General features: G+C 56.1%; 11 protein-coding genes, 4 tRNA genes and 1 rRNA gene. All 16 read right to left on the bottom strand.

Annotated features, from left to right (window positions below; genetic code table 11):
- Positions 1 to 50: 50 nt before the first annotated feature.
- Positions 51 to 4,250, bottom strand: a complete 4,200-nt coding sequence (gene rpoC / locus AC3IP0_RS25550; RefSeq protein ID WP_223445014.1) for a DNA-directed RNA polymerase subunit beta' — start codon at positions 4,248 to 4,250, stop codon at positions 51 to 53.
- A 64-nt stretch (positions 4,251 to 4,314) separates the two neighbouring features.
- Complete coding sequence (gene rpoB, locus AC3IP0_RS25555; RefSeq protein WP_108218341.1) at positions 4,315 to 8,388, bottom strand: DNA-directed RNA polymerase subunit beta; 4,074 nt, start codon at positions 8,386 to 8,388, stop codon at positions 4,315 to 4,317.
- 220 nt (positions 8,389 to 8,608) lie between these two features.
- On the bottom strand, positions 8,609 to 8,974 hold the full coding sequence (gene rplL, locus AC3IP0_RS25560) for a 50S ribosomal protein L7/L12 (protein ID WP_008030886.1): 366 nt from the start codon (positions 8,972 to 8,974) through the stop codon (positions 8,609 to 8,611).
- Between the two features lie 75 nt (positions 8,975 to 9,049).
- The gene (gene rplJ, locus AC3IP0_RS25565; RefSeq protein WP_007970413.1) at positions 9,050 to 9,550 is read right to left on the bottom strand and encodes a 50S ribosomal protein L10; all 501 of its coding nucleotides are present in this window, start codon (positions 9,548 to 9,550) and stop codon (positions 9,050 to 9,052) included.
- Between the two features lie 198 nt (positions 9,551 to 9,748).
- Positions 9,749 to 10,444, bottom strand: a complete 696-nt coding sequence (rplA, locus tag AC3IP0_RS25570) for a 50S ribosomal protein L1 (RefSeq protein ID WP_003186095.1) — start codon at positions 10,442 to 10,444, stop codon at positions 9,749 to 9,751.
- Positions 10,444 to 10,875: a 50S ribosomal protein L11 gene (gene rplK, locus AC3IP0_RS25575; protein WP_007933726.1), complete on the bottom strand. Its 432-nt coding sequence runs from the start codon at positions 10,873 to 10,875 to the stop codon at positions 10,444 to 10,446. The genes rplA and rplK overlap by 1 nt, the downstream gene beginning before the upstream one ends.
- A gap of 117 nt (positions 10,876 to 10,992) precedes the next feature.
- Positions 10,993 to 11,526 (bottom strand): transcription termination/antitermination protein NusG, encoded by a 534-nt coding sequence (gene nusG, locus AC3IP0_RS25580; protein WP_007984405.1) that lies wholly within the window; start codon positions 11,524 to 11,526, stop codon positions 10,993 to 10,995.
- A gap of 9 nt (positions 11,527 to 11,535) precedes the next feature.
- The gene (gene secE / locus AC3IP0_RS25585) at positions 11,536 to 11,904 is read right to left on the bottom strand and encodes a preprotein translocase subunit SecE (protein WP_007984402.1); all 369 of its coding nucleotides are present in this window, start codon (positions 11,902 to 11,904) and stop codon (positions 11,536 to 11,538) included.
- 45 nt (positions 11,905 to 11,949) lie between these two features.
- Positions 11,950 to 12,025 (bottom strand) — tRNA-Trp (locus AC3IP0_RS25590).
- Between the two features lie 174 nt (positions 12,026 to 12,199).
- Positions 12,200 to 12,275, bottom strand: a tRNA-Thr gene (locus AC3IP0_RS25595).
- 26 nt (positions 12,276 to 12,301) lie between these two features.
- Positions 12,302 to 12,375: transfer RNA gene (locus AC3IP0_RS25600), tRNA-Gly, on the bottom strand.
- 24 nt (positions 12,376 to 12,399) lie between these two features.
- Positions 12,400 to 12,484, bottom strand: a tRNA-Tyr gene (locus AC3IP0_RS25605).
- Between the two features lie 143 nt (positions 12,485 to 12,627).
- Positions 12,628 to 13,068 (bottom strand): hypothetical protein, encoded by a 441-nt coding sequence (locus AC3IP0_RS25610; RefSeq protein ID WP_489317408.1) that lies wholly within the window; start codon positions 13,066 to 13,068, stop codon positions 12,628 to 12,630.
- Between the two features lie 7 nt (positions 13,069 to 13,075).
- A complete protein-coding gene (locus AC3IP0_RS25615) occupies positions 13,076 to 13,825 on the bottom strand; it encodes a pantothenate kinase (protein WP_489326172.1) in 750 nt (249 codons plus the stop codon).
- Positions 13,815 to 14,774, bottom strand: coding sequence for a bifunctional biotin--[acetyl-CoA-carboxylase] ligase/biotin operon repressor BirA (birA, locus tag AC3IP0_RS25620; RefSeq protein WP_489317410.1), 960 nt, complete (start codon positions 14,772 to 14,774; stop codon positions 13,815 to 13,817). Before birA ends, AC3IP0_RS25615 begins: the two co-directional genes overlap by 11 nt.
- Positions 14,775 to 14,909: 135 nt before the next feature.
- A 5S ribosomal RNA gene (gene rrf / locus AC3IP0_RS25625) occupies positions 14,910 to 15,025 on the bottom strand.
- Positions 15,026 to 15,056 lie beyond the last annotated feature (31 nt).

Here is a 15,056-nt window from a genome sequence, read left to right on the forward strand (position 1 = left end):
CGATTCGATGAACGGAGTGACCAGGGCCTCACACTCATTTACCGCAGAACTCAGTTACCGCTCGAGTTCAGCGCTTCGGTCAGTGCAGCTTCCACTTCACTGGCGCTTACGCGCAACGGCTTGTCTGCATCACGGCGGCGCTTACGCTCGCTGTGATACGCCAGACCGGTACCAGCCGGGATCAGACGACCCACGACCACGTTTTCTTTCAGGCCGCGCAGGTAATCGCGCTTGCCGGTTACCGCCGCTTCGGTCAGTACGCGAGTGGTTTCCTGGAAGGAAGCCGCCGAGATGAACGATTCGGTGGACAACGACGCCTTGGTGATACCCAGCAGAACGCGAGTGAACTTGGAGACAAACTTGTCTTCGCCGCTCAGACGCTCGTTCTCTACCAGAACGTGAGTCAATTCCATCTGGTCGCCCTTGATGAAACTGGAATCGCCGGATTCAGCGATCTCAACTTTACGCAGCATCTGACGCAGGATGGTCTCGATGTGCTTGTCGTTGATCTTCACGCCTTGCAGACGGTAAACGTCCTGGATCTCGTTGACGATGTACTTGGCCAGCGCACTCACACCCAGCAGACGCAGGATGTCGTGTGGATCGCTCGGACCGTCGGAGATAACTTCGCCGCGGTTTACCTGTTCGCCTTCGAACACGTTCAGGTGACGCCACTTCGGAATCAGCTCTTCGTACGGATCGGTACCGTCGTTCGGGGTGATAACCAGACGGCGCTTGCCCTTGGTCTCTTTACCGAACGCGATGGTGCCGCTGACTTCAGCCAGAATCGACGCTTCTTTCGGACGACGGGCTTCGAACAAGTCGGCAACACGCGGCAGACCACCGGTGATGTCGCGAGTTTTCGAAGTCTCTTGCGGGATACGAGCGATAACATCACCGATCGCGATCTTCGCACCATCCGCTACACCGACCAGGGCGTTGGCTGGCAGGAAGTACTGAGCGATAACGTCAGTGCCTGGCAGCAACAGATCCTTGCCGTTGTCGTCGACCATCTTCACGGCAGGACGGATGTCCTTACCGGCAGCTGGACGATCTTTGGCGTCGAGTACTTCAATGTTGGTCATACCGGTCAATTCGTCAGTCTGACGCTTGATCGTGATGCCTTCTTCCATGCCCACGTAGGTCACGGTACCTTTCATTTCGGTAACGATTGGGTGAGTGTGCGGATCCCACTTGGCCACGATAGCGCCAGCTTCGACCTTGTCACCTTCTTTAACCGAAATCACGGCACCGTACGGCAGCTTGTAACGCTCGCGCTCACGACCGAAGTCGTCAGCGATGGCCAGCTCACCGGAACGGGACACAGCAACCAGGCAACCATCCACTCGCTCAACGTGCTTCAGGTTATGCAGACGGACGGTACCGCCATTCTTCACCTGAACGCTGTCGGCTGCGGAGGTCCGGCTTGCCGCACCACCGATGTGGAACGTACGCATCGTCAGCTGGGTACCCGGCTCACCGATGGACTGGGCAGCGATAACGCCGACCGCTTCACCGATGTTCACCTGGTGACCACGAGCCAGATCGCGGCCGTAGCACTTGGCGCAAATACCGAAGCGGGTTTCGCAGCTGATCGGCGAACGCACGATCACTTCGTCGATGCTGTTCAGCTCGATGAACTCGACCCACTTCTCGTCTACCAGGGTGCCGGCAGGAACGATGACGTCCTCGGTACCCGGCTTGAATACGTCACGGGCGATAACACGACCCAATACGCGCTCACCCAACGGCTCTACAACGTCACCGCCTTCAATGTGCGGAGTCATCAGCAGACCGTGTTCGGTGCCGCAATCGATCTCGGTTACAACCAGATCCTGCGCCACGTCTACCAGACGACGAGTCAGGTAACCGGAGTTAGCCGTTTTCAACGCGGTATCCGCCAGACCTTTACGAGCACCGTGAGTGGAGATGAAGTACTGAAGTACGCTCAAACCTTCACGGAAGTTCGCAGTAATCGGCGTTTCAATGATGGAACCGTCCGGTTTGGCCATCAGGCCACGCATACCGGCCAGCTGACGAATCTGTGCTGCGGAACCCCGCGCACCCGAGTCGGCCATCATGTACATCGAGTTGAAGGACTCCTGGTCGACTTCGACGCCATGACGGTCGATGACTTTCTCTTTCGAGAGGTTGGCCATCATCGCCTTGGAAACTTCGTCGTTCGCCTTGGACCAAAGGTCGATCACTTTGTTGTACTTCTCGCCCTGGGTTACCAGGCCGGAGGCGTACTGGCTTTCGATCTCTTTCACTTCATCAGTAGCAGCATTGATGATGCGGGCTTTTTCATCCGGGATAACGAAGTCGTTAACACCGATGGAAACGCCGGAAATGGTCGAATAAGCAAAACCGGTGTACATCAACTGGTCAGCGAAGATCACAGTCTCTTTCAAACCAACCACGCGATAGCACTGGTTGATCAGCTTGGAGATCGCCTTTTTCTTCATCGGCAGGTTGACGACGTCGTACGACAGACCCTTTGGCACAACCTGGAACAACAGAGCACGGCCGACAGTGGTGTCGACGATACGGGTGTTGCTCACGCTGCCGCCATCACGGTCGTTGACGGTTTCGTTGATCCGCACCTTGACCTTGGCGTGCAGTGCGGCTTCGCCGGCACGGAACACACGGTCAACTTCCTGCAGATCCGCGAACACACGACCCTCGCCCTTGGCGTTGATCGCTTCACGAGTCATGTAGTACAGACCCAATACAACGTCCTGCGACGGAACGATGATTGGCTCACCGTTGGCTGGCGACAGAATGTTGTTGGTCGACATCATCAACGCACGCGCCTCGAGCTGGGCTTCCAGCGTCAGCGGTACGTGCACGGCCATTTGGTCGCCGTCGAAGTCGGCGTTGTACGCGGCGCAGACCAGAGGGTGCAGCTGGATAGCCTTACCTTCGATCAGTACCGGTTCAAACGCCTGGATACCCAGACGGTGAAGGGTCGGTGCACGGTTGAGAAGTACCGGGTGTTCGCGAATCACTTCGGCGAGAACGTCCCAAACCTCTGGCAGCTCGCGCTCAACCATCTTCTTGGCAGCCTTGATGGTGGTAGCGAGACCACGCATTTCAAGCTTGCCGAAAATGAACGGCTTGAACAGCTCGAGAGCCATTTTCTTCGGCAGACCGCACTGGTGCAGACGCAGGGTCGGACCTACGGTAATTACCGAACGGCCGGAGTAGTCAACACGCTTACCGAGCAAGTTCTGACGGAAACGACCCTGCTTACCCTTGATCATGTCAGCCAGGGATTTCAGAGGACGCTTGTTGGAACCGGTGATAGCGCGGCCACGACGACCGTTGTCGAGCAGTGCGTCGACAGCTTCCTGCAACATACGCTTTTCGTTGCGCACGATGATGTCCGGAGCGGACAGATCCAGCAGGCGCTTCAAGCGGTTGTTACGGTTGATCACTCGACGATACAGATCGTTGAGGTCGGAAGTCGCGAAGCGACCGCCATCCAGCGGGACCAGTGGACGCAGATCTGGCGGCAGAACCGGCAGAACGGTCAGCACCATCCACTCTGGCAGGTTGCCGGAACCCTGGAAGGCTTCCATCAACTTCAGACGCTTGGACAGCTTCTTGATCTTGGTTTCGGAGTTGGTTTGCGGAATTTCTTCACGCAGGCGGCCAATCTCGTGCTCCAGGTCGATAGCGTGCAGCAGTTCGCGGACAGCTTCGGCACCCATGCGGGCATCGAAATCGTCGCCGAACTCTTCCAGCGCTTCGAAGTACTGCTCGTCGTTGAGCAGCTGACCTTTTTCAAGGGTGGTCATGCCTGGATCGATAACGACGTAGCTCTCGAAGTAGAGAACGCGCTCGATATCACGCAGGGTCATGTCCATCAGCAAGCCGATACGGGACGGCAGCGATTTCAGGAACCAGATGTGGGCAACTGGCGAGGCCAGTTCGATGTGCGCCATGCGCTCACGACGAACTTTTGCCAGCGCGACTTCAACGCCGCACTTCTCGCAGATCACACCACGGTGCTTCAAGCGCTTGTACTTACCGCACAGGCACTCGTAATCCTTTACCGGGCCAAAGATCTTGGCGCAGAACAGGCCGTCACGCTCAGGTTTGAACGTACGGTAGTTGATGGTTTCCGGCTTTTTAACTTCACCGAACGACCACGAACGGATCATCTCAGGCGATGCCAATCCGATACGGATGGCGTCGAACTCTTCGACTTGACCCTGGTTTTTCAGCAAATTCAGTAGGTCTTTCAAGGCCTTTCCTCCTGGCGGAGCAGAGAGCGGGCAATCCTGCCCCGCTCTCGATTCGCGTCACGTGTTATTCGGTTTCCAGATCGATATCGATGCCGAGGGAACGAATTTCCTTGATCAACACGTTGAAGGACTCGGGCATGCCCGGCTCCATACGGTGATCGCCATCCACGATGTTCTTGTACATCTTGGTACGGCCGTTCACATCGTCCGACTTCACTGTGAGCATTTCTTGCAGAGTGTAAGCGGCACCGTATGCTTCCAGTGCCCAGACCTCCATCTCCCCGAAACGCTGACCACCGAACTGCGCCTTACCACCCAGCGGTTGCTGGGTAACCAGGCTGTACGAACCGGTAGAACGAGCGTGCATCTTGTCGTCTACCAAGTGGTTCAGCTTCAGCATGTACATGTAGCCAACGGTAACCGGGCGCTCGAACTTGTTGCCGGTACGGCCGTCGGTCAGCTGCATCTGGCCGCTTTCTGGCAGGTCCGCCAGTTTCAGCATGGCCTTGATTTCGCTTTCCTTGGCACCGTCGAACACTGGAGTGGCCATTGGAACGCCGCCACGCAGGTTTTGAGCCAGATCCAGGATTTCCTGGTCCGAGAAGTCATCGAGGCTTTCCTGACGACCGCCGATCTCGTTATAGATCTCGTGCAGGAACTTGCGCAGCTCGGCAACTTTTCGCTGCTCTTCAATCATGCGGTTGATCTTCTCGCCCAGACCCTTGGCCGCGAGGCCCAGGTGGGTTTCAAGGATCTGACCGACGTTCATACGCGAAGGTACGCCCAACGGGTTGAGGACGACATCGACCGGGGTGCCATTGGCATCGTGCGGCATGTCTTCAACCGGCATGATCACGGAGACCACACCCTTGTTACCGTGACGACCGGCCATCTTGTCGCCCGGCTGGATGCGACGACGGATTGCCAGGTAAACCTTGACGATTTTCAGCACGCCTGGAGCCAGGTCATCGCCCTGCTGCAGTTTGCGCTTCTTGTCTTCGAACTTGTCGTCCAGCAGACGGCGACGATCAACGATGTAGGCCTGAGCCTTCTCGAGCTGCTCGTTCAGAGCATCTTCAGCCATGCGCAGTTTGAACCACTGGCCGTGCTCAAGACCGTCGAGAACTTCGTCGGTGATGTCCTGGCCTTTCTTCAGACCGGCGCCGCCTTCGGCTTTGTGGCCGACCAGAGCGGAACGCAGACGTTCGAAAGTAGCACCTTCAACGATACGGAACTCTTCGTTCAGGTCCTTGCGGATCTCGTCCAGCTGGGACTTCTCGATCGACAGGGCACGAGCATCACGCTCAACGCCGTCGCGGGTGAAGACCTGTACGTCGATGACAGTACCTTTGGTACCGGTAGGTACACGCAGAGAGGTGTCTTTAACGTCGCTGGCTTTTTCACCGAAGATCGCACGCAGCAGTTTTTCTTCCGGAGTCAGCTGGGTCTCGCCTTTCGGAGTGACCTTACCGACCAGGATGTCGCCTGCGCCAACTTCAGCACCTACGTAAACGATACCGGCTTCGTCCAGCTTGTTCAGAGCCGCTTCACCCACGTTCGGGATGTCGGCAGTGATTTCCTCTGGGCCAAGCTTGGTGTCACGGGCCACACAGGTCAGTTCCTGGATGTGGATCGTGGTGAAGCGGTCTTCCTGAACAACACGCTCGGACAGGCAGATGGAGTCTTCGAAGTTGAAGCCGTTCCATGCCATGAACGCGATGCGCATGTTCTGACCCAGTGCCAGTTCACCCATGTCGGTGGACGGGCCGTCGGCCATGATGTCGCTACGCTGGACCCGATCACCCTTACGCACCAGCGGACGCTGGTTGATGCAGGTGTTCTGGTTGGAGCGGGTGTACTTGGTCAGGTTGTAGATGTCGACACCGGCTTCACCGGTTTCAACTTCGTCATCAGCAACACGAACCACGATACGGCTGGCGTCGACGGAGTCGATCACGCCGCCACGACGAGCCACGACGCAAACGCCGGAGTCACGGGCTACGTTACGCTCCATGCCGGTACCTACCAGCGGCTTGTCAGCGCGCAGGGTTGGTACAGCTTGACGCTGCATGTTCGAACCCATCAACGCACGGTTGGCGTCGTCGTGCTCGAGGAACGGAATCAGCGACGCAGCAACCGAAACTACCTGCTTCGGCGATACGTCCATCAAGGTGACGTCTTCCGGCGCCTTGACGGTGAATTCGTTCAAGTGACGAACAGCTACCAGCTCGTCGATCAGGACTTTCTTGTCGTTCATCGTGGCCGAGGCCTGAGCGATCACGTGATCAGCTTCTTCGATGGCGGACAGGAATACGATCTCGTCGGTGACCAGAGCGTCTTTCACCACACGGTACGGGCTTTCCAGGAAGCCGTACTGGTTGGTGCGCGCATAAGCGGCCAGGGAGTTGATCAGACCGATGTTCGGACCTTCCGGCGTTTCAATCGGGCATACACGACCGTAGTGAGTCGGGTGTACGTCACGCACTTCGAAGCCGGCACGCTCACGAGTCAGACCGCCAGGGCCGAGTGCAGAAACACGACGCTTGTGGGTGATCTCGGACAGCGGGTTGTTCTGGTCCATGAACTGCGACAGCTGACTGGAACCGAAGAACTCTTTCACCGCCGCAGCCACTGGCTTGGCGTTGATCAGGTCTTGCGGCATCAGGCCTTCGCTTTCAGCCATCGACAGACGCTCTTTGACCGCACGCTCAACACGTACCAGGCCAACGCGGAACTGGTTCTCGGCCATTTCGCCTACGCAGCGAACACGACGGTTACCCAGGTGGTCGATGTCATCGACGATGCCTTTACCGTTACGGATGTCGACCAGGGTCTTCAGTACCGCGACGATGTCTTCCTTGCACAGCACGCCCGAACCTTCGATCTCGGTACGACCGATACGACGGTTGAACTTCATCCGGCCGACCGCAGACAGGTCATAGCGCTCAGGGCTGAAGAACAGGTTGTTGAACAGGGTCTCGGCAGCGTCTTTGGTTGGCGGCTCGCCAGGACGCATCATGCGATAGATTTCGACCAGCGCTTCCAGTTGGTTGCTGGTGGAGTCGATCTTCAGGGTGTCGGAGACGAACGGACCGCAGTCGATATCGTTGGTGTACAGAGTTTCGATGCGAACAACCTGAGCCTTGGCGATTTTGGCCAGGATCTCGGTGTTCAGCTCGGTGTTGCACTCTGCCAGGATTTCGCCGGTTGCCGGGTGCACGATGACCTTGGCGGTTGTGCGACCCAGGACGTAGTCCAGAGGCACATCCAGCTCTTTGATCCCGGCTTTTTCCAGCTGGTTGATGTGGCGAGCGGTGATACGACGACCCTGCTCGACAATAACCTTGCCTTTGTCATCCAGAATATCGAGGACAGCGATTTCACCGCGCAGGCGCTGAGGCACCAGCTCCAGGCTCAGGGTCTCGCCCTTCACGTGGAATACGTTGGTGGTATAGAACGCGTCCAGCACTTCTTCAGTGGTATAGCCCAGCGCGCGCAGCAGTACCGATGCAGGCAGCTTGCGACGACGGTCGATACGCACGAACACGCAGTCTTTCGGGTCGAACTCGAAGTCCAGCCACGAACCGCGGTAAGGAATGATGCGCGCGGAGTACAGCAGTTTACCGGAGCTGTGCGTCTTGCCACGGTCGTGGTCGAAGAACACGCCCGGGGAACGGTGCAGCTGGGAAACGATTACACGCTCGGTACCGTTGATTACGAAGGTACCGTTTTCAGTCATCAGGGGGATTTCACCCATGTAGACTTCTTGCTCTTTGATGTCCTTGATCGCTTTGTTCGACGACTCTTTGTCGAAAATGATCAGGCGCACTTTTACCCGCAAAGGTACGGCGTAAGTTACACCGCGCAATACGCATTCTTTGACATCAAATGCCGGTTCGCCCAGGCGATAACCGACGTACTCCAGCGCAGCATTGCCGGAGTAGCTGATGATCGGGAAAACGGATTTGAAGGCCGCATGCAGGCCCACGTCGCGGAACTGATCTTTAGTCGCTCCCGCTTGCAAGAATTCACGATACGAATCCAGCTGGATGGCCAGGAGGTACGGCACATCCATGACGTCCGGCAACTTGCTAAAGTCCTTGCGGATACGTTTTTTCTCAGTATATGAGTAAGCCATCAGCGTTCCCCAGCTTGGTCACCTGCTTGTTTGGCCCCTCCCGACGGGAGCAGCCAGAAAATCGTGCAAACCCCATGGTTTGCGCCACCGCATCGGGTGGTTACAGCACGTTATCGGCACCGACCCAGTCGGCTGCCAGTAACGGAAAAAGGCCGGTGGCAAGAGCCACCAGCCATCAGCCTGTCGCTTAACGCTCGGGCTGGAGGAGCAAAGTCGATGCTTACTTCAGCTCGACTTTAGCGCCTGCTTCTTCCAGAACTGCTTTGGCTTTGTCAGCTGCGTCTTTGGCAACAGCTTCCAGAACCATGGCAGGTGCGCCGTCAACTACAGCCTTGGCTTCTTTCAAGCCCAGACCGGTCAGTTCACGTACAGCCTTGATCACGTTAACTTTCTTCTCGCCAGCTTCGGTCAGCATGACGTTGAATTCGGTTTGCTCCTCAACAACAGCGGCAGCAGCAGCTGGACCAGCCGATGCAGCAGCAGCGGTAACGCCGAATTTTTCTTCGAAAGCTTTGATCAGCTCAACAACTTCCATTACGGACATGTTGCCAACTGCTTCAAGGATATCGTTCTGAGAGATAGACATGAATCTAATTCCTGATATTGGGGACGGCCTACGCGACCATCGAAAAAAACAAAAAACGCGAGAAGTTGACGAGCCTTAGGCTGCAGCAGCTTCTTTCTGGTCGCGAATTGCCGCCAGAGTACGAGCCAACTTGCTGGTAGCGCCTTGAATCACGCTCATCAGCTGAGAAATTGCTTCGTCACGGGTCGGCAGAGTTGCCAGTACGTCGATTTGGTTAGCTGCGAGGAACTTGCCCTCGAACGCAGCTGCCTTGATCTCGAACTTGTCCTGACCCTTTGCGAATTCCTTGAAGATCCGGGCAGCAGCGCCAGGATGTTCCTTGGAGAACGCAATCAGGGTAGGGCCAGTGAACACGTCGTTGAGGACACTGAATTCAGTGTCAGCAACAGCGCGCTTGAGCAGGGTGTTACGTACAACACGTACGTAAACGCCAGCTTCACGAGCCTCTTTACGGAGTCCGGTCATCGCGCCTACTGTTACGCCACGGGCATCAGCCACGACAGCGGACAGAGCGACTTTGGCAGCCTCGTTGACTTCAGCGACGATGGCCTTCTTGTCTTCGAGTTTAATTGCCACGGGTTTAACTCCTGCTTGTTACCGTTTCATCTGGTCGAAACCGGATGTCGTTTTGGTGTCTGATTCGGTAAGGAACCGGGAGCACCATCTGCGTAGGCTTGTGGTTTAAGACTTGCGTCGCCTACGGTCTTGGATAGCCCCCGCCAGGCAGGGACCCCAATTTTTCAATTGGCGCGATCGCTCGCGCCAACCTGTGTCTTACGCGTCGAGCGAGCTTTGGTCGATGACCAGACCTGGGCCCATAGTGGTGCTCAGGGTAACGCGCTTGACGTAAATGCCTTTCGAGGAAGCTGGCTTGATACGCTTCAGATCAGCGATCAGGGCTTCAACGTTTTCCTTCAGCTTGACGGCGTCGAAGCCGATCTTGCCAACGGAAGTGTGGATGATGCCGTTTTTGTCGGTGCGATAACGAACCTGACCAGCCTTGGCGTTTTTAACCGCGGTAGCTACGTCTGGAGTTACGGTGCCGACTTTAGGGTTAGGCATCAGGCCACGTGGACCGAGGATCTGACCCAACTGACCTACAACGCGCATTGCATCCGGGGATGCGATCACTACGTCATAGTTCAGGTCGCCGCCTTTCATTTCGGCAGCCAGGTCGTCCATGCCTACGCGGTCAGCGCCGGCAGCCAGAGCGGCTTCAGCAGCTGGACCCTGGGTGAACACAGCAACGCGAACGGTCTTGCCAGTGCCGTGTGGCAGCACAGTAGCGCTACGAACGACCTGATCGGATTTACGCGGGTCAACACCCAGGTTTACAGCTACGTCGAACGACTCGCTGAACTTGACAGTCGACAGCTCAGCCAGCAGGGCAGCGGCGTCTACAAAGTTGTAGGCCTTGCCTGCTTCGATTTTGCCGGCGATAGCCTTTTGACGCTTGGTCAGCTTAGCCATTACACACCCTCCACGTTAAGGCCCATGCTACGAGCAGAACCGGCGATAGTACGCACGGCTGCTTCCATATCAGCTGCAGTCAGATCCGCGTTTTTGGTTTTCGCGATTTCTTCCAGCTGAGCACGAGTCACGGTGCCAACCTTAACGGTGTTCGGACGAGCGGAACCGCTGGTCAGACCGGCCGCTTTCTTCAGCAGAACCGAAGCAGGGGTGGATTTGGTTTCGAAAGTGAAGCTACGGTCGCTGTAGACAGTGATGATCACTGGAGTCGGCAGACCTGGCTCAAGACCCTGAGTACGGGCGTTGAAAGCCTTGCAGAATTCCATGATGTTCACGCCGTGCTGACCCAGAGCAGGACCAACAGGTGGGCTTGGGTTAGCCTGAGCGGCCTTCACTTGCAGCTTGATGTAAGCGGTAATCTTCTTGGCCATGAGGCACTCCAATTACGGGTTCGAACGCCTCGAGAGGCTCCCCGGTTACTTGCGCGTTTATCCCAGTGACGACAAAACCCCACAGCCTACGGCTGCGGGGTTGGGATTTTTGTTCAACTAGACCTTTTCGACCTGGCTGAACTCGAGCTCCACCGGAGTAGAGCGACCGAAAATGAGCACTGCGACCTGGATCCGGCTCTTTTCGTAGTTAACTTCTTCAACAACACCGGTAAAGTCTGCGAACGGACCGTCATTGACACGCACCGACTCACCCGGCTCGAACAACGTCTTCGGCTTCGGCTTGTCGCTGCCATCGGCAACGCGGCGCAGAATCGCTTCCGCTTCTTTATCGGTGATTGGCGCAGGCTTGTCGGCAGTACCGCCGATAAAACCCATCACCCGAGGAGTATCCTTGACCAAGTGCCAAGTACCCTCGTTCATATCCATCTGCACCAGCACATAGCCAGGGAAGAATTTGCGTTCGCTTTTGCGCTTCTGGCCATTGCGCATTTCAACCACTTCTTCAGTGGGAACCAGAATCTCGCCGAAGCCATCTTCCATACCGGCCAGCTTTACGCGCTCGATCAGCGAGCGCATTACATGCTTCTCGTAACCGGAGTAAGCATGCACAACATACCAACGCTTAGCCACGGGACACCCTTAGCCGACGATCAAGGAAACAAGCCAGCCGAGCAGGGAATCAAGCCCCCACAACAGCAACGCCATAACCAGGACAACAGCCACAACGATCAACGTGGTCTGCGTGGTTTCTTGGCGAGTTGGCCAAACGACTTTACGAATTTCGGTGCGTGCTTCCTTAACCAGTACAAAGAAAGACTTGCCCTTGACCGTCTGCAGGCCTACAAAGGCAGCTACGGCAGCAATGGCAAGCAATGCGAGTACGCGGTACAGGATCGGCGAAGCAGAAAAGTACTGATTGCCAACAACGCCAACAACCACCAGAGCGACTACTACAAGCCACTTGAGGAGGTCGAAACGAGAGCCTTGAGCTTCAGCTTTAGGAGTCATCTATGAAGATCCTGTGAAAAGAAAGCCAGACACACCGAGTGAATCTGGCAGGTCAGGAGGGAATCGAACCCCCAACCTACGGTTTTGGAGACCGTCGCTCTGCCAATTGAGCTACTGACCTAAAACAAAATCAGGCCGACCATTATGCCGACCCGAAAAAGACTTTACAACACTTACCAGGCAACCTTGGCTGCAACACCGGCATTCACGACACCGGCAACCTTCAGAAACACAATCAGGCGCAACCACTACCACCTAAAACAAAGGCAGATATTTTCATATCTGCCTTGTTATATGGAGCTCTTGAGCGGATTTGAACCGCTGACCTCACCCTTACCAAGGGTGTGCTCTACCAACTGAGCTACAAGAGCGTAACACTGTGCAAAACCTGTAAACTTGGAGCGGGTAGCGGGAATCGAACCCGCATCATCAGCTTGGAAGGCTGAGGTTCTACCACTAAACTATACCCGCGAGGCTTACAGCTCTCGCTAAAAATGGTGGAGGGGGAAGGATTCGAACCTTCGAAGTCGTAGACGTCAGATTTACAGTCTGATCCCTTTGGCCGCTCGGGAACCCCTCCTAAGCGAGCCGGCATTCTACATCATGCCAGCCTTCTGTCAAGCATTTTTCTCATTAAAAACCTGAGCTTAGCTGCATTGACCTCGCCTCACATCGCTAACCGTTTCCGGTGTTCGCTGTGGAGCGGGCGCCATTCTATGCAAACTATTCGGCGGGTGCAACCCCCTCGCACGGCATTATTTTATGTTTTAACTCATTGAATTCTTTAGAAAGGTTTAGCAGCTGCAAATCGTCCAGCCAACGCCGGCTTTCCGGTGCGATACGCACCCAATACCCTGCCCCTTCTGTCGCAGCTTTCGGCAGGGACTGAAACTTGACCTCCATCCCGCTCAAACGTCGCTCAACCGCCTGCGCGGCCTCCTGGCGCGTATAGCCGCCCAGATAAAGGCAGCCATTGTCTGTCGAGACAGCTTTACCCTTATCCTTGGACACGTCACTTGCTTCGCTCAACAAGCGGATATCTTGTTGAGATCCGCGATACAGACTCAAAGACGTGACATCCTTCGCGCGCAAAGGAGCCTCTTGTTGATTCCAGATGTAGTAGAAGCCATTGAGGACAAGCAGCAGCAGAAACAACCAACGCATAAAAACCTCAGGACAAGGGACAGGCCATAGCCAATCCGACAAACACCAAGTCCGGAACAACCCTGGCCTGAGGCACGACCTCAGCAACCAGGCTCGCATCCCCCCCGGTGAGGAACACGACAAAGTCCTCACCCCAGTAACTGCGCGCCAATTCGAGCTGGGTCAGCACAAAGCCGCGCAACATCAACAGACAACCACGCTCTACAGCCTCGACAGTCGCGCGACCAGGAACAAGACTTTCCTGAGCCTGCTCGGCCGCCAGATCCCCATAACGAATTTTGCGGGTGTGGGTGCGCAACTGGTTGCGCATCAACGGCATCCCCGGACAGATGAAACCACCCTGGTGCTCTCCATCCGCCGCGATAAAGTCAGCGGTCACGGCCGTACCGAAATCGAGCACCAGGCACGCACCTGAAGCCAGATGAAAGCCTCCGAGCATTGCGAGCCACCGATCCAGCCCCAGCCGCTCAAACTCTTCATACCCATTGCGCACGCCTGACATTTCGCGCGCAGGCGTTGCGCACACAACCGGCACATCAAAGGTATCGCCGAGCAAAGACGTCAGCGCAGCGGTTTCCTCCGCGGTCCTGACGCTCACCAACCGGCAAAACGTGAGGGCAAGCCCTTTGAGCGCCCCCAACCCCTCCAGCAATCCAAGATTGGAATCAACAACCCCCTCACCTAGCACCTGCCCGGCATTAGCGGCAAGCACACGCCACTTGATGAAACTATTCCCACAATCGAGCTCAAGAATCATCACGCAACCTCAGGCTCAACTCACCACCACTGAAGACTTTCTCCACACCACCCACCTTCAGGCGCAAGGCGCCCTGGCCATCAATACCAAGCACTTCACCATCAATTTGATTGACGCCGGCAATCAACGACACGCTTCGCCCCTGCCACAGGTGATTTTGCTCCCACTCTGACTGGATGGCCAAAAAACCACCCACCTGGTGACGAGCCAGGTATCGCTGCAGCATCTCCCCAAGCATCGCAACCAATTGGTTGCGATCAAACAATTTGCCTGACTCGAGCCGCAGGGATGTCCATTGCTGGTCCACCTCGTCAGCGGACTGCATGTTCACATTGATTCCAACACCCAGGACCACGTGGCACACATCAGCAGGATCACCAACCAACTCGAGCAATATTCCCGCGATCTTTTTCTGACCTACAAGGACATCGTTAGGCCACTTCAATCCAGCGGATGCAATACCGAGCTCACGTAACGTCTGCAAGACAGCGAGCCCAACGACGAGACTCAAGCCCTCCAGCTGACGCATCCCACCATCAATGCGTAGCACCAAGCTGTAATAGACGTTTTCTGCGAATGGACTCACCCACTTGCGACCACGTCGCCCGCGTCCGGCTGTCTGCCGCTCCGAAAGCACCACAAACGGTGCCGCCTGCCCCCGCTCGATAGAGCGCAGTGCCTCGGCATTCGTGGAGTCGATTGAGTCGTAAACCTGGACGGGCCAGGCGCAAGAATGCGCCTGAGCGCTTATCTCGGCAGGATCGAGCAGCGCTAATGGCGCGGACAATTGATAGCCGCGCCCACGAACTTTATGAATAGACAAACCCAGCTCAGCTTCCAAATGCTGAAGCTGCTTCCACACAGCACTACGACTGACGCCCAGGGCGGCACCCAATGCTTGACCCGAATGGAATCGGCCATCTTTAAGAAGCTTTAACAACGTCAGCATGCAGGTCTCGCCTCACAATGAGGCCCGCATGATAGCCACGCATCGAGCGGTTGCATAGAAATCCAGCAGCCGTGGCTTACTTGCGGACAAAAACAAAACCCCAACTGCTTTCGCAATTGGGGTTTCGGAATTTAATCTTGACGATGACCTACTCTCACATGGGGAAACCCCACACTACCATCGGCGATGCATCGTTTCACTGCTGAGTTCGGGATGGGATCAGGTGGTTCCAACGCTCTATGGTCGTCAAGAAATTCGGGTACTGAGTCGTGGCCAGATGGC

This window comes from Pseudomonas sp. GL_103 (assembly GCF_057835175.1).

Excerpts from the sequence above, each read along its gene's own strand:
- rpoB (WP_108218341.1), bottom strand. The coding sequence starts at position 8,388 with ATGGCTTACTCATATACTGAGAAAAAACGTATCCGCAAGGACTTTAGC.
- rplL (WP_008030886.1), bottom strand. The coding sequence starts at position 8,974 with ATGTCTATCTCTCAGAACGATATCCTTGAAGCAGTTGGCAACATGTCC.
- rplA (WP_003186095.1), bottom strand. The coding sequence starts at position 10,444 with ATGGCTAAGCTGACCAAGCGTCAAAAGGCTATCGCCGGCAAAATCGAA.
- rplK (WP_007933726.1), bottom strand. The coding sequence starts at position 10,875 with ATGGCCAAGAAGATTACCGCTTACATCAAGCTGCAAGTGAAGGCCGCT.
- secE (WP_007984402.1), bottom strand. The coding sequence starts at position 11,904 with ATGACTCCTAAAGCTGAAGCTCAAGGCTCTCGTTTCGACCTCCTCAAG.
- AC3IP0_RS25610 (WP_489317408.1), bottom strand. The coding sequence starts at position 13,068 with ATGCGTTGGTTGTTTCTGCTGCTGCTTGTCCTCAATGGCTTCTACTAC.
- AC3IP0_RS25615 (WP_489326172.1), bottom strand. The coding sequence starts at position 13,825 with ATGATTCTTGAGCTCGATTGTGGGAATAGTTTCATCAAGTGGCGTGTG.
- birA (WP_489317410.1), bottom strand. The coding sequence starts at position 14,774 with ATGCTGACGTTGTTAAAGCTTCTTAAAGATGGCCGATTCCATTCGGGT.